The sequence below is a fragment of the Streptomyces spiroverticillatus genome (assembly GCA_014650415.1).
GTDB lineage: Bacteria > Actinomycetota > Actinomycetes > Streptomycetales > Streptomycetaceae > Streptomyces > Streptomyces spiroverticillatus.
In genome coordinates, this window is the sequence record BMUX01000001.1 from 448,576 (window position 1) to 464,436 (window position 15,861).

The following is a 15,861-nucleotide window of genomic DNA, read 5'->3' on the forward strand; positions in this document are numbered from 1 at the left end:
GGAGGAGAGCTGAGGGGGAAACGGGACCGGGAAGAGACCACGACCCCACACACTTCGGACTCGAACGCACGTCAGGCAGAATCGTCCGCATGACTAGCACCGGCCCCACGTCCTCGTCCGCCTCCCCGGGCCCCTCCGGCGAGCCGACGGCCTACGCCGACCGCGTCTTCCGCTCCGGCGCCGGCGTCTTCTGGGGCTGCGCCATGCTCGCCGTCGTGGCCTGGCTGACCATCGACGCGCTGATCAAGGGCGAGGCCGCGACGATCTGGAAGGTGCTGGCCGGACTGCTGTTCGTGGTGCCGCTGGTGGTCGCCTTCACGATCCGGCCCGCCGTGTACGCGGGGGCCGACCGGCTCCGGATCCGCAATCCGTTCCGTACGATCACGCTGCCCTGGGCGGCGGTCGACGCGGTCCGCTCCGGTTACTCCAGCGAGGTGCTGGCGGGCGGGGCGAAGTACCAGATGTGGGCCGTGCCGGTCTCCATCCGCCAGCGCAAGAAGGCCATCCGCAACCAGGCCCGGTCGGCGGCCTCCAACGACCCCGACTCCACCCGGACCTCCTTCGGCCGCTCCTCGGCGAGCAACAAGCCGACGGTCTCGATGAGCGACCAGACGGTCCGCGACCTCCAGGAACTCGCCGAGTCCCGGGCGTCCGAGCCGTCGGCCCAGGGGACGCCGTCGGTGCGCTGGGCGCTGGAGATCATCGTGCCGGGCGCGGTGGGCCTGGTGGCGCTGATCGTGCTGCTCGCGACGGTCTAGTCCGTACGGGATTGGGCCGTACGAGATCGGGCCCTACGGCGCACTGGGCCACACGAGGGCCATGTACGCCCCGAAGTACGCCGCGAACAGGGCGGCCCCGCCCACCACCAGCACCGCCGCCGGACCGCGCGCCCGCGCCCTGCCGACCGCGAGCGCGATGGGCAGCAGCAGGGGAAACGCGGGGAGCAGAAAACGGGCCCGCGGAAAATACACACCGTCCGCCCCCAGCACGATCACCAGCAGCACCCCACTGAACACCAGCAGCGGCAACGGCTGCCGCTCCACCGCCGCGCACCACACGAAGAGCACCACCGCCGCGAGCATCACACCGGTGACGACCACGAGAAAGAGCGGCGGCCTGATCTCGTACGCGAGGAGCCCGCGCATCTCGCGGAGGGTGTCGGCGCCGCCGTCCCAGGTGTTGCGCCAGCGCCGCTGCACGGCGAAATAGCCGTCCCAGCGGCCCTGCCGGACCCCCACCCACCCGACGTACGCGACCCAGCCGGCCGGGGCGAGGACTCCCGCGAGGAACGCCCGCCTGCGCCCGCTGCCCAGGGCCCCCGCCATCACGGCGGCGGCGACGGCAATACCGGTCGGACGGGTGAGCCCGGCGAGACAGGCGAGGCTCGCGGCGACGATCCAGCGCCCGGTGAGCACCGCGTACAGACACCAGGCGGCGAGCGCAGTGAACAGCGACTCGGTGTACCCCATCCACTGCACGAGCCCGACGGGGTACGCGCTCCACAGCCCGGCCAGGAGGATGCCGACGCGGGGCCCATGCAGATGCTCCCCCACGGCGAAGACGCCCCAGACGGCGGCGAAGGACGCACCGACGGCGAGAAGCAGCCCGGCGGTCTCGGCACTCCCGGGCATTGCCCGCATCAGCACCGGCTGCAACGGAAAGAAGGCGTACTCGCGCACGGTGCCGTACCCGTGCTCGGCGATCCCGATGTACCACCGCGAGTCCCAGGACGCGGCAAGCACCCCCCACGGGCTGCGCCCCTTGAGCCGCGCCCACGGAACAAGCACCCCAAGCCCCATCAAATGCACCCCGAGGTGCACGAAAAGAGCGCCGCACAGCGCCCCTTTCAGGGGCGCGGGGAACTGCGCGAGCAACCCCCCACCCAGCCGCGCGGCGAGCGCTTTAGGTGAAGGGGCGGGACAGGGGCACAAACCGGGGGCCCGGGGGCAGAGCCCCCGGCCTGAACAGCACCCCCACCCCACCCGCACCAAGCCCCTCAGCCCGGCAGGACGGACGTGACCTTGCCCGCGACCGGAAGGTCCTTCAGGCCACCGCCCTTGGCGAGGGGATCCGTGGCCGCCCCCGTGCTGACCGGCTTGAAGTCCGCCACCTGAGTGCCGACCGTGTTGCTCAGCGGATCGACCTCCGTCCCGGCAAGCGGGTCCAGCCGCATGTTCTTGGCCGGCCCCAGCCCCCCGGCGGCGGAGTGCGTGACGGCCCCCGTCAGCGCCTCCCCCGGACTGGTCCCGAACTCGTCCAGCGCCTGGCCGACCCCGGCCAACGGCACCGAGGGCGCGGCGGCCTGGGCCGCACCCGCCCCCGCCGACAGCGCGGCGCCCACCGCCGTCACGGTGAGCCCGGCCTTGAGGAGGGTGCGGCGCGGGGACTTGGAAGCTGCGTGGCGTGCCATGGAGGAGGTCACCCGTCTGCGTAGGAGGCGTAGGAGGCGTAGGAAGCGCAGGAAGAAGCCCGCACACACATTCCCACGTGCGTAATCGCGAGCACACGCAGCGTAGTTGAAACGGGCCGCCGGTATCCGTCACCGTCGCCCGGGGAGACCTGGAGGGTGACCATGCCGCACACTTGTCTCCCGTGAGCTCTACACCCCTCTCCGCCCGCGTCGTCCTCCTCACGGGTCCCTCCGGTTCCGGAAAGTCGTCCCTCGCGGCCCGCGCCCAGCTGCCCGTGCTGCGCCTCGACGACTTCTACAAGGAGTGCACGGACCCGACGTTGCCCCTGGTCGAGGGCAGCTCGGACATCGACTGGGACTCCCCGCTGTCCTGGGACGCGGACGTCGCGGTGGCCGCCATCGAGGAGCTGTGCCGGTCCGGTCGTACGACCGTGCCCGTGTACGACATCGCCACCAGCTCACGGGTGGGCGAGGAGGCGCTCGACATCGACCGCACGCCCCTGTTCGTCGCGGAGGGCATCTTCGCGGCCGACATCGTGGCCCGCTGTCGCGAGCTGGGTGTGCTGGCCGACGCGCTGTGCCTGCGCGGCCGCCCCTTCACGACCTTCCGCCGCCGCCTCCTGCGGGACCTGCGCGAGGGCCGCAAGTCGGTGCCTTTCCTGCTGCGGCGCGGCCTGCGGCTGATGCGGGCCGAGCGCGGCATCGTGGCCCGGCACACCGAGCTGGGCGCGCACCCGTGCGCCAAGGACGAGGCCCTGGGCCGCCTGGCCGCGGCCGCCGCGGGCCGCTGCCCGGGGGCGACCCGCCCGGTCCGGGACGCGGCCGAAGCGGCGTAGGCCCAAAAACGTACGCACAAAACGTACGCACAAAACGTACGCACAGAGCGACAACAGGGCGGCAAACGAAAACGGGACCCCGTCAGACCCCCCGGCCGACGTGGTCCCGCTCCGCTTCCCCCGTACCCCCCGTGATCCCCCGTGGGCTCCCCCCGGACCCCACGTGGTTCCCCCCGTGTCCCCCCCCGCTTCCCCCGTGTTCCCCCTACTCCCGCCGCCTCCCCCCAAGCGACGGCCCCCGTATCCTCCGGACGATCAGGCGACCAGTTCGCCGAAGGATTCCTCCTCGTCACGGCCGAAGCTGAGGACCTCGTCCTCGCGCAGCCGGCGGAGCGACCGCCAGATGCTGGACTTCACCGTGCCGACACTGATGTCGAGGATGTCCGCGATCTCGGGATCGGTGCGGCCCTCGTAGTAGCGCAGGACGAGCATCGTGCGCTGGAGTTCGGGGAGGCGCGCCAGGGCCTGCCACAGGACAGCGCGCAGTTCCGTGCCGCGCATGGCGTCCGTGTCGCCGACCGTCTCCGGCAGCTCCTCCGTCGGGTACTCGTTCAGCTTGCGGCGACGCCACTGGCTGATGTGCAGGTTGGTCATGGTGCGGCGGAGGTAGCCCCCGACCGCCGCCTTGTCGCTGATCCTGTCCCAGGCGCGGTACGTCGAGAAGAGGGCGCTCTGCAGCAGGTCCTCCGCCTCGAAGCGGTCGCCGGTCAGGTGGTAGGCGGTCGCGTACAGGGAGGCGCGGCGCTCCTGGACGTAGGCGGTGAATTCCGCCTCCGCCGCAGTCGCGGGCGTCCGCTCCCCCGAGCCCTCCCCGTACGTCTCCGTCGTGACGGGCGCTGCCGACGCTCCCCCGAACGTCCCCCCGGCAGCTCCGCCGTTCCCCCCGGTTCCCCCCGGTACGTCGACGACCGTCATGTACCCGTAACTGCTGTACGACGACGCCCGCTGACGTCCGATGCCGCGACCGCACCCCCGCCCGGTCACAGCACCGGACTTCTCCCCGCTGCGGACGTTCTCGCTCCGTACGACGTCGTGGAGACGCGTGACAACTGCGCTTGAGTTGGTGCTGTGCAGTGCGTTCATCTCGCGCCCCCCGTCGGTGGAGTCCGTAGCAGTTCGTGTGATGAAGAGCTTGCCCGCGCAGTTTCATGACGAGGTCCGTCGACTGTCACAGGCGCGTCACAGGGCACAGCGCACAACCCGCAACACCCGTACCGGGGACGGGCCCGGAGCAGGCCACGGCGATGGGAGCGCTCCAACTGTCGAACTCGTACGCCCCCATGGGCCAGAATGGCCGGGTGCCTTTCCTGTTGCTGATCGAGGACGACGACGCCATCCGTACGGCGCTTGAGCTGTCGCTCACGCGCCAAGGGCACCGTGTTGCCACGGCCGCCACGGGCGAGGACGGTCTGAAGCTGCTGCGTGAGCAGCGCCCTGACCTCATCGTTCTGGACGTGATGCTGCCCGGCATCGACGGATTCGAGGTGTGCCGCAGGATCAGACGCACCGACCAGTTGCCGATCATCCTGCTCACGGCCCGCAGCGACGACATCGACGTCGTGGTGGGTCTGGAGTCCGGTGCGGACGACTACGTGGTGAAGCCCGTGCAGGGGCGGGTACTCGACGCCCGTATCCGGGCCGTGCTGCGGCGCGGTGAGCGCGAGGCCAACGACGCGGCGTCGTTCGGCTCGCTGGTCATCGACCGGTCCGCGATGACCGTGACGAAGAACGGCGAGGACCTGCAGCTGACCCCCACCGAACTGCGGCTGCTCCTGGAGCTGAGCCGCCGTCCCGGACAGGCCCTGTCCCGGCAGCAGTTGCTGCGGCTGGTGTGGGAGCACGACTACCTCGGTGACTCGCGGCTCGTGGACGCGTGCGTGCAGCGGCTGCGGGCGAAGGTGGAGGACGTGCCGTCCTCGCCGACGCTGATCCGTACGGTCCGTGGTGTGGGCTACCGGCTGGACACGCCTTCGTGAGTACGGTCGCGAAGCGGGCCCTGATCGCGGGCCTGCGCTGGACCAGCCTGCGGCTGCGGCTGGTGGTGGTGTTCGCGCTGGTCGCGCTGACGGCGGCGGTGTCGGTGGCGGGGATCGCGTACTGGCTCAACCGGGAAGCGGTCCTCACCCGCACCCAGGACACGGCGCTCAACGACTTCCGGCAGGCCATGCAGGACCGGGTGGCCAAGCTGCCGTTGCAGCCGACGCAGGCCGAACTCCAGAGTGCGGCGCAGCAGATGGCGGCGATGAGCGCCAAGCCGGGTTACAGCGTGCTGCTGGTGGACTCCCGGGAGGCCGGGAAGCCGGTCGTCGGGTACTCGGACCTGGATGCGTTCACGCTGAAGGACGTGCCGCCGAAGCTCCAGGAGCAGGTCAACCGGAAGCAGCCGATCACTGCGGGCAACGCGTATCCGTACCACCTGTTCTGGGTGCGTACGAATCTGCGTTCCTCGCCGTATCTGGTGGGCGGCGCGAAGGTGATCGGCGGCGGGCCCACCGGGTACATGCTGACCTCGCTCAAGCAGGAGCGGGACGACCTGAATTCGCTGGCCTGGTCGCTGGGGATCGCGACGGGGCTGGCCCTGCTGGGGTCGGCGCTGCTGGCGCAGGCCGCGGCCACGACCGTACTGAAGCCCGTGCAGCGGCTGGGTGATGCGGCGCGGCGGCTGGGTGAGGGGAAGCTGGACACGCGGCTGCGGGTGTCGGGGACGGACGAACTGGCGGATCTTTCGCGGACGTTCAACCGGACCGCCGCCCAACTGGAGAAGAAGGTCGCGGACATGAGTGCGCGGGAGGAGGCGAGCCGGCGGTTCGTCGCCGACATGTCGCACGAGCTGCGCACCCCGCTGACCGCGATCACGGCCGTCGCCGAGGTCCTGGAGGACGAGGCGGACAGCCTCGACCCGATGATCGCGCCCGCCGTGCACCTGGTGGTGAGCGAGACCCGGCGGCTCAACGACCTGGTCGAGAACCTGATGGAGGTCACCCGCTTCGACGCGGGCACCGCCCGGCTGGTCCTGGACGACGTGGACGTCATGGACCAGGTGACGGCCTGCCTGGACGCGCGGGCCTGGCTGGACGCGGTGGAGCTGGACGGCGAGCGCGGGCTGATGGTCCGGCTCGACCCCCGGCGGCTCGACGTGATCCTGGCGAACCTGGTCGGCAACGCCCTGAAGCACGGCGGCTCGCCCGTCCACGTCTCCGTACGCGCGCTCGACGGGGAGCTGGTCATCGAGGTGCGGGACAACGGGCCCGGCATCCCCGCCGACGTCCTGCCGCACGTCTTCGACCGCTTCTACAAGGCGAGCGCCTCGCGCCCGCGCTCCGAGGGCAGCGGCCTCGGGCTCTCCATCGCCATGGAGAACGCGCACATCCACGGCGGCGACATCTCCGCCGCCAACTCCCCCGAGGGCGGCGCGGTGTTCACGCTGCGGCTGCCCCGGGACGCAGAGGCCGCGGAAGCCGCGGTGGACGAGAGCCGGACCGACGACGCGCAGGTGCGCGAGGAGCAGAGCTGATGAGGGTCGTGAAGGCTGCTTCCGTACGTCGTCGGGCCGGGCTCCTGGCTGCCGCACTCGGTGTCCTGGTGACCGGCACGGCCTGCGGCATCCGCACCACGCAGGTGCCGGTGGACGCCGGGGCGGCGCCGTCCCGGGTGTCCTGCGACGTGCCCGCCCGGAAGAACGACGCCCCGGCGCAGGGCGCCACGGTGCGGGTGTTCCTGGTGTGCGGGGCGGGGCTGGTGTCGGTGCAGCGCGTGGTGGGCGTACCGGAGCAGGTGCTCGCCGCCGACCGGATGCGGGCGGCGCAGACGCTGCTGGACGAGCTGCAGAAGGAGCCCTCGGCAGCGGAGGAGCAGGCGGGGTTCACCACGGACGTACGCGGCTCGCTGACGGTGTCGGGGCCACGGCCCGGGGACTCCCGGCAGTCGCTGCGGCTCAACCGGCAGCCCGACGACCTGCCCACGCACGCGCTGGCCCAGATCGTCTGCACGTACTCCGGGAGCGCGGCCGACGACGGCGGCGGCTCGGTGGAGCTGGCCGGGCCCTCCGACGACCCGCCCCGCGCCTACCAGTGCACGGCCGCGCTGAAGGCCCGCCCGGAGGCGGTGCCGACGCTGGGCGACGTGCGGGGGACGCCGCCGGAGCCGAGTGCGGGGCCGACGGGCTGAGCCTCCGGCTCGCGCGAGGTGCGGAGGCCGGTGTTCCGGAAGGGACGATTGCCGCCTTACGGGGAGTCTTGGACGTACTGCGGAACCGATCCGGACGGGGGGCGCGTCTAGGGGGGCGTGCGTCCAGGTCCGAGCGGCAGTGCCGTCATCCGCTTCCGCGTGGCGGGGAGTCTTCTCCTCCTCGCGCATCTTCTGTTCGTGGCGTGGGCCTGTCTGCGGCCCCTCGACGACGTGCAGTGGGTGACCGCCCCCAACCTCCAGCCGCTGGCCGGCCTGCGGGCCGATCTCGCGCTCGGGCCCGTCGAGGCGGCCCGCCGGATCGGCTCCGGGCTGCTTCTGCTGGCCCCGCTGGGCGTGCTGCTGCCGATGGCGGGCGGGCGGCTGCGGGTGTCGCCGTTCGTGTCGCTGCTGCGGACCGTGGCGGCCGGAGCACTGCTCTCGCTGGGGATCGAGCTGTGGCAGACCGGGGTGCCCGGTCAGGTCGTGGACGTGGACGCCGTCCTGCTGAACACCGTGGGGGTGGCGCTGGCCCACCTCGTCGTCGTACCGGTGACGAGGGCGCGGCTGCGTCGCAGGTGGGAGCGGGCTCGTACCCGGGTAGGGGGTGCGACCCCGACTGAGGAGGAGACCGCCCTGGGGTCGACCCCGAGGATTTCCAGGGTCGGGGTCGCCCCGTAGGGCGATGCCCGGTTGGGGTGGGAGCGCGAGTATTGAGTACATCGGGAGCACGTCGGATGCTCCCCCACTTGAAGCTCGCGAAGGAGCCCGCCATGACCGCACTTGTCCGCCCCCGCGACGGCCGTGTGATCGGCGGAGTGTGCGCAGCGCTGGCCCGGCGCTTCGGCACCTCCGCGACCACGATGCGCGTGATCTTCCTGGCCTCGTGCCTGCTGCCGGGGCCGCAGTTCCTCATCTACCTCGGCCTGTGGGTCTTCCTGCCGGGCGAGAAGACGTCGAAGACCGCCTGGTAACGGCTGTCGGGGTACGAAGAAGGGGCGCACCTCCCTCGGGAGGTGCGCCCCTTCTCGTGTGCCCGGGTGCGGCGGATCAGGCGCCGACGCCCGGGACGGCACCGGTGGGCAGGCCGCCGGTGGGCAGGCCCTTCGTCGGCAGGCCGCCCAGGAGGCCGTTGACCGGGTCCTGGCCCTCGCCGGCCGGCATGACCTGGGGGAGGGTCTTCTCGGCGGTCTGGGGGGCGGTCATCGCGCTCTTGCCCAGCGCGTCCTGGCCCGCCTTGAGGGCCTCCGGGCCACCGGCCGGGAGCTTGCTCGCGACCTGGTCGACCGGGAGGGCCTGGGAGACGGCGCCCAGCGCGGCGGCCGCGTCGGGGGCGGCGGGAGCGGCGGCGGCGCTGGCGGAACCGGCGGCAGCGGCGACGAAGGCGGCACCGAGAGCGGCGGCACCGAGGGTCTTGGCAGCAGACTGCTTCATGAAAACAACGTCCTCGGAAATGGGGGGAAGTGAGCGGCTCTGCAAGCTAGTCAGAGCTTTCCGCGCCCCGCAAACACACTCAATCGGCCGGGAGTTGCTATTCCCGGCCGATTGTGCGAAACGTGAGATCAGTTCTTTCCGGCAGTAAACCTGCTGGTCACAGGGGCTTACTGGAAGAGCCACTCCGACTTCAGCTCGGCGTAGCCGGGCTTGATGACCTCGTTGATCATGGCGAGACGTTCATCGAAAGGAATGAAGGCGCTCTTCATCGCATTGACCGTCGTCCACTGCATGTCGTCGAGCGTGTAGCCGAAAGCGCCGATCAGGTGCTCGAACTCGCGGCTCATGCTGGTGCCGGACATCAGGCGGTTGTCGGTGTTCACCGTGACCCTGAACTGGAGCTTCCGCAGCAGGCCGAAGGGGTGCTCGGCGTACGAAGCGGCCGCTCCGGTCTGGAGGTTGGAGGTGGGGCACATCTCCAGGGGGATGCGCATGTCCCGTACGTACGCGGCCAAACGCCCCAGCTTCACCGCGCCCGTGGTCTCGTCGACCTCGATGTCGTCGATGATGCGCACGCCGTGGCCCAGGCGGTCGGCGCCGCACCACTGGATGGCCTGCCAGATGGACGGGAGGCCGAAGGCCTCGCCCGCGTGGATGGTGAAGTGGTTGTTCTCGCGCTTGAGGTACTCGAAGGCGTCGAGGTGGCGGGTGGGAGGGAAGCCCGCCTCGGCGCCGGCGATGTCGAAGCCGACGACGCCCGCGTCGCGGTAGCGGTTGGCGAGTTCGGCGATCTCCAGGGCGCGGGCGGCGTGCCGCATCGCGGTGAGGAGGGCGCCGACGCGGATGCGGTGGCCGTTCTCCTTGGCGCGCTTCTCGCCCTCGCGGAAGCCGTCGTTGACCGCCTCGACGACCTCTTCGAGGGTGAGGCCGGACTCCAGGTGCTGCTCGGGGGCGTACCGGATCTCGGCGTACACGACGCCGTCCTCGGCGAGGTCCTCGGCGCACTCGGCGGCCACCCGGAAGAGGGCTTCGCGGGTCTGCATGACGGCGCAGGTGTGGGCGAAGGTCTCCAGGTACCGCTCCAGCGAACCGGAGTCGGCGGCCTCGCGGAACCAGATGCCGAGCTTGTCGGCGTCGGTCTCGGGGAGGTTGTCGTAGCCGACCTCGCGGGCGAGCTCGACGATCGTGCCGGGGCGCAGGCCGCCGTCGAGGTGGTCGTGCAGCAGCACCTTCGGTGCGCGGCGAATCTGTTCTGCGGAGGGCGTGTTGGGCGCCTGGGCGGTGGTCTGGCTCGTCATCTGGGCACTCTAGCCCCTACGCGCGTAGATCACGCCAGATCGACGGGCAACTCGATACGTAACAGTGACCGTGCGGACGGGTGGAGTCCATCTCGGGTTCTGAGACTGTTCTGTCATGACACAGCAAGTCGAGCCGGGTCCGCACGCCCGGCTGGGGCGGGCCGTCGGGACGGACGTGGTCGGCGGGGTCGTTCTGGTACTGCCCTCGGGGCAGGTCACGTCGGCTCGGGGGCCCTCCGTCGCGTCGTACGCGGCCGGGCGCGGCCTCGCGCGGGAGCTGGCCGGGGCGGGCGCGTCGGAGGGGCTGCGGGCCCATGTCGTCCGGTACCGGGGGCGGGGCTGGAACGGGGCGGACGCACGGCTCGCGGCGGACGCGGCGTGGGCGGTCGAGGAAGTCGTACGGCGCTACGGGGACGTGCCGGTGGGGCTGGTCGGGGTCGGCATGGGCGGCCGGGCGGCGCTGCGGGCGGCGGGGCACGGGGCGGTGGGGGCGGTGGTGGCGTGGGCGCCGTGGCTGCCGCCGTCCGTGGCGGAGGAACCGGTGCGGCAGCTGGTGGGCCGCCGGGTGCTCATCGTGCACGGCACGGAGGACGAGTGGGCCTCGCCGGGGCTCTCGCTCCAGCTCGCGGAGCGGGCGAAGAAGGCGAACCGGGACACGTGCCGGTTCGAGGTCCACTCCGACGGGCACGCCCTTCGGCAGCACCGGGCCGAGGTGCGGGCCCTCACCAAGGACTTCGTCCTCGGCTCGCTGTTCGGGCAGCCGTATGCGAGGGCCGTCACGGACGCGCTGGCAGCTCCGCCGCCGCTGGGGCTGCGAATGCCCCTGGCCTCCGGCTTCGGGGGCTCTCGGGGCTGAGGGTGTCGGTGCGGGTTCGTCGTGGTCCCGGTCCCGTGCGGGTTCGTGGTGGTCCCGGTCCCGTGCGGGTACGTCGTGGCTGGTCGCGCAGTTCCCCGCGCCCCTGGAGGGGCTGCTCCGCAGCCGCCTCCCCCCTTCTCCCTCGCCCCCTTGGGCGGCGGGGCCGCCCCCCGGGGGCGGGACGGGCGGGCAAGGGGGCGGTACGCCCGATCCGGGCCCGCCCCGGTACCGGCCCTTGCCCGCACCCCCCGACACCGGCCGAGCCCCACCGGCCCCCGGCCAAGCCTCCTCGCCCCGCAGCAGCGAGCCCCCCGACCGCCGCCCGCCCGAGGGCACCGCGCGCGGGACTTTAGTCCCTCTGACACCCTCGACACCATGAGCACCAGCGTCGACCGCATCAAACCGACCCACTGGGCCTCCTTCGTGCCCGTCCTCGCCCTCGTCCTCCTCGCGTTCTCGTGGGGAAGGGAAATGCCAGGCCCCGTCGTCGCGCTGCTCGCGGTGTTCCTCGGCGGGGCCGTGCTGGCCGCCGTGCACCACGCGGAGGTCGTCGCGCACCGGGTCGGCGAGCCCTTCGGGTCGCTCGTGCTGGCCGTGGCCGTCACCATCATCGAGGTGGCGCTCATCGTCACCCTCATGGCCGACGGGGGTGAGAAGAGTGCCTCGCTGGCGAGGGACACCGTCTTCGCGGCCGTCATGATCACGCTGAACGGGATCGTCGGTATCTCGCTCCTGGTGGGCGCACTGAAGCGGCGCGTCGCCGTCTTCAACCCCGAGGGGTCCGTCGCCGCCTTCGGCGCCGTCGCCACCCTCGCCGGGCTCAGCCTCGCGCTGCCGACGTTCACGACCTCCACCCCCGGCCCCGAGTTCACCCCGACCCAGCTCATCTTCGCGGCGGTCGCGGCCGTCTTCATCTACGGTCTCTTCGTCCTCACCCAGACCGTCCGGCACCGCGACTACTTCCTGCCCGTCACCCAGCAGGGCAAGGTCATCGACGAGGACGAGCACGCCGACCCGCCGCCGGCCAAGGTCGCGCTGATCAGCCTCGGGCTGCTGGCCGTGTCCCTGGTGGCGGTGGTCGGGCTGGCGAAGGGCGTCTCGCCGACCATCGAGAGCGGCGTCGAGGCGGCCGGGCTGCCCGCGTCCGTGGTGGGTGTGGTGATCGCGCTGCTCGTGCTGCTGCCCGAGAGCATCGCGGCCGTCCGCGCCGCCAAGCGGGACCGCGTACAGACCAGTCTGAATCTGGGACTGGGGTCGGCGATGGCGAGCATCGGTCTCACCATTCCGGCCGTGGCGCTCGCGTCAATCTGGATGGACGGGCCGCTGATGCTCGGGCTCGGGGCCACCCACATGGTGCTGCTGGCGCTGACCGTGGCGGTGGGGACCCTGACCTTCGTACCGGGACGGGCGACGACCCTCCAGGGCGGGGTGCACCTGTCGCTGTTCGCGGCGTACCTCGTCCTCGCGGTCAGTCCGTAGGGTCGGCGCCGGTCACCTCCACCAGCGCCGTCTGCGGGAGGATGTGGCCCCGCCGGGAGAGCAGGAAGCGTTTGAAGGCGGCCACCGGGGGCGTGTCCGGGTGGCCGTCCAGCCAGGCGACGCCGATCTCGCGGGCCGCGCGGGGGGCTGTGACCGTCAGCTCTACGACACCGGGGCGGGCCACGGCAGGGGGCGGCAGCAGCGCCACCCCCAGCCCCGCCGCCACCAACCCCCGCAGCGTCTCCGCCTCCTCTCCCTCGAACGCCACCTTCGGCCGGAAGCCCGCCTGCGCACACAGGTCGTCCGTGATGCGGCGCAGGCCATAGCCGGGTTCGAGGGTCACGAAGGTCTCGTCCGCGGCCTCCGCGAGACGGACCCGCTTGCGGGAGGCGAGGCGGTGGTCGTCCGGGACCACCAGGCGCAGGCGCTGCTCGTCCAGGCGGCGGGCGACCAGATCGGGGGCCTCCGGGACCGGCGAGGTCAGGCACAGGTCGAGGTCGCCCGCGCGCAGGCGTTCCAGCATCGCTTCGCCGTAGTTCTGCACGAGCTGGAAGCGGATGTGGGGGTGGTCGGCGCGGAAGGCCCGGATCAGGGCGGGGACGGTCTCCGAGCCCATGGTGTGCAGGAAGCCGAAGGCGACCTTCCCGGTGGTGGCGTCCGCGTCCGCCCGTACCGCGTCCGCCGCCTTCTCGACCTCGGCGAGGGCGCGCTCCACTGCGGTCAGGAAGGTGCGGCCGGCCGGGGTGAGGGCGACCGTGCGGCCCTTGCGGGCGAAGAGGGCGACGTCCAGGTCCTCTTCGAGGCGGACCATCGCGCGGGAGAGGGTCGACTGGGGCACGCCGAGTTCGTGCGCGGCACGGGTCACGTGCTCGTGGCGGGCGACCGCCGCGAACTGCGCCAGGCGCGGCGCCAGCACCTGCTGAATGTCTTCTTCGTAACTACTCGGTGACAGCCGACCCTGTGAGCTTTGCTTATGCAGCATGGGATGGATTATCGCCGTTCTGTGCATTGGACGCATGAGAAGGCCAGGTCTAGGTTTCAGGCATGCCTTCCGCCAGTACCACGGCGTCCATACCTGTAGTTGTGGGCGCCGATTCTCCCGTTGCCTCTGATTCCTCAGTTACTCCCGTGGCGAGTGAGCCCGTCGACACCCGGCTCGCCCCCTCCTCCCCCGGCTTCCGCAGGATGAGTTTCGCGCTCTTCGCGGCCGGCATGGCGGCCTTCGCCCTCCTCTACTCCACCCAGGCGCTGCTGCCCGCGATCTCCGCCGGGCTCGACGTCACTGCCGCGCAGGCGAGCTGGACGGTCTCGGCGGCGACGGGCGCGCTCGCCCTGTTCGTACTCCCCCTGAGCGCGCTCTCCGAGCGGTTCGGCCGGCGTACGGTCATGACGTACTCCCTCGTGGTGGCCGTCGTGGTGGCGCTGCTCGTACCCCTCGCGCCGAACGTCGGATGGCTGATCGCGCTGCGTGCCGTGCAGGGTGCGGCCCTGGCCGGGCTCCCCGCGTCGGCGATGGCGTACCTCGCGGAAGAGGTGCGGCCGAAGGCGCTGGTGGCGGCGATCGGGCTGTTCGTGGCGGGGAATTCGATCGGCGGCATGAGCGGGCGCATCGTGACCGGCTGGGTCGCGCAGCTGTGGGGCTGGCGGGCGGCGCTCGCGGCCGTCGCGCTGATGGCGCTGGTGTGCGCGGTCGTCTTCCGGCTGCTGCTGCCGAAGGCACGCAACTTCCGTCCCGGGACGCTGAACCCGAAGGCCCTCGCGAAGACCGTGGGCACGCACCTCTCCGATCCGCTGCTGCGCAGGCTGTACGCGATCGGCGCGCTCTTCATGACCGTGTTCGGCGCGGTCTACACGGTCATCGGGTACCGGCTGGTCGAGGCGCCCTTCAACCTGCCGCAGGGCGTGGTCGGTTCGATCTTCCTCGTGTACCTGGTGGGTACGGTCTCCTCCGCGGCGGCGGGCAAGCTGGTCGCCCGCACCGGGCGGCGCGGGGCCCTGTACCTGGCGGTGACCACGACCACGCTCGGCCTGCTGCTCTCGCTCTCGGACTCCCTCGCCGGGGTCCTGTCCGGCCTGATCCTCATCACCGCGGGCTTCTTCGCCGGGCACGCCGTCGCCTCCTCCTCGGTCAGCCACACCGCGAAGACCGGGCGGGCGCAGGCATCCGCGCTGTACCAGTCGGCGTACTACCTGGGCTCCAGCGTCGGCGGCACGCTCGGCGCTACCGCGTTCCACGCGGGCGGCTGGGAGGGCACCGTCGCACTCGGCCTGCTGGCCGTCGTCGGGGTCGCCGCGATCACGCTGTACGGGACGCGCTGCGCGCGGGTCGAGCGGCGCTCGCTGATCGTGGCGGCGCGCTCCTGACTCTCGTACGGAGCGGATGACGGGGGTGCCTTCACGGGCGCCCCCGTTCCGCTTCTGCGCCCTGTCACGAAGTCGTGACACTTCAACGCCCTTGTCGGTACAACGGATTCGCTTCCCCCGACGTCTACCGGGCAAGAAACGTGCAGTACGGCACGCACGCGCGTGCTGCACGGCAGGGGACGCAGGGAAAAGGGGACAAGTCCATGGGGGACTCGAAGAGAGTGCGCGCCGCGCTCCGCGCCCGTACGGGCATAGCCGTGGGGATCACCGCGCTGGTGATTCCGGCGGTGCTGACGGTGGGGGCCGCGGCTCCCGCACAGGCCGCCGCCTCGTGCACGGCCAAGACCGGGCCGTACCAGAAGCAGGTCGAGAAGTTCCTGAAGCTGAAGGTGGACGGCAAGCAGTCGGCGGCCGACTGCAAGGCGATCCGCAGCTTCCAGGTGAAGAACGACATCACCCCGGCCATCGGCTACGCGGGTCCTGTGACCTGGCGCGCGATGGACGCGATCAACCAGCAGAAGGCCGCGAAGAACCCGAACGCGGCGGGCAAGTGCCCCACCAACAAGGGCCGCATCGCCTGCGTCGACCTCACCCGGCAGCTGAGCTGGATCCAGGACGGCAAGAAGGTCGTGTACGGCGCGGTGCCGATCCGCTCGGGCCGCAACGGGTTCGAGACGCGCACCGGCCTGAAGAAGGTCTATCTGCGCAGCATCAACCACTACTCGACGCTGTACCACGTGCGGATGCCGTACTCGCAGTTCTTCGACGGGGGCATCGCCTTCCACTCGGTGGGCATCGCGATGTCGGCGCCGCCCGGGTCGCACGGCTGCGTGAACATGCGGCCCAAGGACGCGAAGAAGTACTGGGGGCTGCTGAAGAAGGGCAGCAACGTCTTCGTGTACGGCCGCAAGCCGGGGACCTGAGCCGTTTTCCGTACGCACAACCGGCCGGTGGGCGGGGCGAGTTCGCGGCTTTGCCCCTCCCGTTGTCAGACCCCTCCCGTAAAGTCCACAGCACAGT

17 protein-coding genes are annotated in these 15,861 nt (G+C 71.6%); 11 read left to right on the top strand and 6 right to left on the bottom strand.

Annotated features, from left to right (window positions below):
* Positions 1–89: 89 nt before the first annotated feature.
* A complete protein-coding gene (locus tag IE269_RS02050; protein WP_189820914.1) occupies positions 90–758 on the top strand; it encodes a PH domain-containing protein in 669 nt (222 codons plus the stop codon).
* A 33-nt stretch (positions 759–791) separates the two neighbouring features.
* Here IE269_RS02050 and IE269_RS02055 read toward each other — a convergent pair whose 3' ends face one another.
* Together IE269_RS02055 and IE269_RS02060 are read right to left on the bottom strand one after the other, a co-directional pair.
* Complete coding sequence (locus tag IE269_RS02055; RefSeq protein ID WP_189820915.1) at positions 792–1,799, bottom strand: glycosyltransferase family protein; 1,008 nt, start codon at positions 1,797–1,799, stop codon at positions 792–794.
* A 197-nt stretch (positions 1,800–1,996) separates the two neighbouring features.
* Entirely contained in the window at positions 1,997–2,410 is a 414-nt protein-coding gene (locus IE269_RS02060) for a hypothetical protein (protein WP_189820916.1), read from the bottom strand.
* A gap of 182 nt (positions 2,411–2,592) precedes the next feature.
* Here IE269_RS02060 and IE269_RS02065 point away from each other — a divergent pair, with 182 nt between their 5' ends.
* Positions 2,593–3,246 (top strand): uridine kinase family protein, encoded by a 654-nt coding sequence (locus IE269_RS02065; protein WP_189820917.1) that lies wholly within the window; start codon positions 2,593–2,595, stop codon positions 3,244–3,246.
* Positions 3,247–3,501: 255 nt separating this feature from the next.
* On the opposite strand, the gene IE269_RS02070 is transcribed toward IE269_RS02065, so the two are convergent.
* Positions 3,502–4,329, bottom strand: coding sequence for a SigE family RNA polymerase sigma factor (locus IE269_RS02070; RefSeq protein ID WP_189820918.1), 828 nt, complete (start codon positions 4,327–4,329; stop codon positions 3,502–3,504).
* A gap of 215 nt (positions 4,330–4,544) precedes the next feature.
* Between IE269_RS02070 and afsQ1 the strand changes: the two genes are divergently transcribed.
* The 5 genes from afsQ1 to IE269_RS02095 all read left to right on the top strand — a co-directional run bounded on the left by afsQ1 (position 4,545) and on the right by IE269_RS02095 (position 8,384).
* Positions 4,545–5,222 carry a two-component system response regulator AfsQ1 gene (gene afsQ1, locus IE269_RS02075; protein WP_189820919.1) on the top strand — a complete coding sequence of 226 codons (678 nt, stop codon included), beginning with the start codon at positions 4,545–4,547 and terminating at the stop codon, positions 5,220–5,222.
* On the top strand, positions 5,219–6,760 hold the full coding sequence (locus tag IE269_RS02080) for a sensor histidine kinase (protein ID WP_189820920.1): 1,542 nt from the start codon (positions 5,219–5,221) through the stop codon (positions 6,758–6,760). Before afsQ1 ends, IE269_RS02080 begins: the two co-directional genes overlap by 4 nt.
* On the top strand, positions 6,760–7,413 hold the full coding sequence (locus tag IE269_RS02085) for a hypothetical protein (RefSeq protein ID WP_189820921.1): 654 nt from the start codon (positions 6,760–6,762) through the stop codon (positions 7,411–7,413). Before IE269_RS02080 ends, IE269_RS02085 begins: the two co-directional genes overlap by 1 nt.
* Positions 7,414–7,530: 117 nt before the next feature.
* Entirely contained in the window at positions 7,531–8,091 is a 561-nt protein-coding gene (locus IE269_RS02090; RefSeq protein ID WP_189820922.1) for a VanZ family protein, read from the top strand.
* A 92-nt stretch (positions 8,092–8,183) separates the two neighbouring features.
* Positions 8,184–8,384: a PspC domain-containing protein gene (locus IE269_RS02095; RefSeq protein WP_189820923.1), complete on the top strand. Its 201-nt coding sequence runs from the start codon at positions 8,184–8,186 to the stop codon at positions 8,382–8,384.
* A 76-nt stretch (positions 8,385–8,460) separates the two neighbouring features.
* Here IE269_RS02095 and IE269_RS02100 read toward each other — a convergent pair whose 3' ends face one another.
* Together IE269_RS02100 and IE269_RS02105 are read right to left on the bottom strand one after the other, a co-directional pair.
* Positions 8,461–8,844: an ATP-binding protein gene (locus IE269_RS02100; RefSeq protein ID WP_189820924.1), complete on the bottom strand. Its 384-nt coding sequence runs from the start codon at positions 8,842–8,844 to the stop codon at positions 8,461–8,463.
* A gap of 167 nt (positions 8,845–9,011) precedes the next feature.
* The gene (locus IE269_RS02105) at positions 9,012–10,142 is read right to left on the bottom strand and encodes an adenosine deaminase (RefSeq protein WP_189820925.1); all 1,131 of its coding nucleotides are present in this window, start codon (positions 10,140–10,142) and stop codon (positions 9,012–9,014) included.
* 115 nt (positions 10,143–10,257) lie between these two features.
* On the opposite strand from IE269_RS02105, the gene IE269_RS02110 reads away from it, so the two are divergent.
* Both IE269_RS02110 and IE269_RS02115 read left to right on the top strand, forming a co-directional pair.
* A complete protein-coding gene (locus tag IE269_RS02110) occupies positions 10,258–10,998 on the top strand; it encodes a dienelactone hydrolase family protein (RefSeq protein WP_189820926.1) in 741 nt (246 codons plus the stop codon).
* A 375-nt stretch (positions 10,999–11,373) separates the two neighbouring features.
* Complete coding sequence (locus tag IE269_RS02115) at positions 11,374–12,477, top strand: calcium:cation antiporter (protein WP_189820927.1); 1,104 nt, start codon at positions 11,374–11,376, stop codon at positions 12,475–12,477.
* On the opposite strand, the gene IE269_RS02120 is transcribed toward IE269_RS02115, so the two are convergent.
* Positions 12,467–13,459: a LysR family transcriptional regulator gene (locus IE269_RS02120; protein ID WP_189820928.1), complete on the bottom strand. Its 993-nt coding sequence runs from the start codon at positions 13,457–13,459 to the stop codon at positions 12,467–12,469. The genes IE269_RS02115 and IE269_RS02120 overlap by 11 nt on opposite strands.
* A 62-nt stretch (positions 13,460–13,521) precedes the next feature.
* Here IE269_RS02120 and IE269_RS02125 point away from each other — a divergent pair, with 62 nt between their 5' ends.
* Positions 13,522–14,841: an MFS transporter gene (locus tag IE269_RS02125; RefSeq protein ID WP_189820929.1), complete on the top strand. Its 1,320-nt coding sequence runs from the start codon at positions 13,522–13,524 to the stop codon at positions 14,839–14,841.
* Positions 14,842–15,044: 203 nt separating this feature from the next.
* Positions 15,045–15,764 (top strand): L,D-transpeptidase family protein, encoded by a 720-nt coding sequence (locus tag IE269_RS02130; protein ID WP_189820930.1) that lies wholly within the window; start codon positions 15,045–15,047, stop codon positions 15,762–15,764.
* The last annotated feature ends 97 nt before the right edge of the window (positions 15,765–15,861 follow it).

Excerpts from the sequence above, each read along its gene's own strand:
- IE269_RS02050 (WP_189820914.1), top strand. The coding sequence starts at position 90 with ATGACTAGCACCGGCCCCACGTCCTCGTCCGCCTCCCCGGGCCCCTCC.
- IE269_RS02055 (WP_189820915.1), bottom strand. The coding sequence starts at position 1,799 with ATGGGGCTTGGGGTGCTTGTTCCGTGGGCGCGGCTCAAGGGGCGCAGC.
- IE269_RS02060 (WP_189820916.1), bottom strand. The coding sequence starts at position 2,410 with ATGGCACGCCACGCAGCTTCCAAGTCCCCGCGCCGCACCCTCCTCAAG.
- IE269_RS02070 (WP_189820918.1), bottom strand. The coding sequence starts at position 4,329 with ATGAACGCACTGCACAGCACCAACTCAAGCGCAGTTGTCACGCGTCTC.
- IE269_RS02085 (WP_189820921.1), top strand. The coding sequence starts at position 6,760 with ATGAGGGTCGTGAAGGCTGCTTCCGTACGTCGTCGGGCCGGGCTCCTG.
- IE269_RS02095 (WP_189820923.1), top strand. The coding sequence starts at position 8,184 with ATGACCGCACTTGTCCGCCCCCGCGACGGCCGTGTGATCGGCGGAGTG.
- IE269_RS02100 (WP_189820924.1), bottom strand. The coding sequence starts at position 8,844 with ATGAAGCAGTCTGCTGCCAAGACCCTCGGTGCCGCCGCTCTCGGTGCC.
- IE269_RS02105 (WP_189820925.1), bottom strand. The coding sequence starts at position 10,142 with ATGACGAGCCAGACCACCGCCCAGGCGCCCAACACGCCCTCCGCAGAA.
- IE269_RS02110 (WP_189820926.1), top strand. The coding sequence starts at position 10,258 with ATGACACAGCAAGTCGAGCCGGGTCCGCACGCCCGGCTGGGGCGGGCC.
- IE269_RS02115 (WP_189820927.1), top strand. The coding sequence starts at position 11,374 with ATGAGCACCAGCGTCGACCGCATCAAACCGACCCACTGGGCCTCCTTC.
- IE269_RS02120 (WP_189820928.1), bottom strand. The coding sequence starts at position 13,459 with ATGCTGCATAAGCAAAGCTCACAGGGTCGGCTGTCACCGAGTAGTTAC.
- IE269_RS02125 (WP_189820929.1), top strand. The coding sequence starts at position 13,522 with ATGCCTTCCGCCAGTACCACGGCGTCCATACCTGTAGTTGTGGGCGCC.
- IE269_RS02130 (WP_189820930.1), top strand. The coding sequence starts at position 15,045 with ATGGGGGACTCGAAGAGAGTGCGCGCCGCGCTCCGCGCCCGTACGGGC.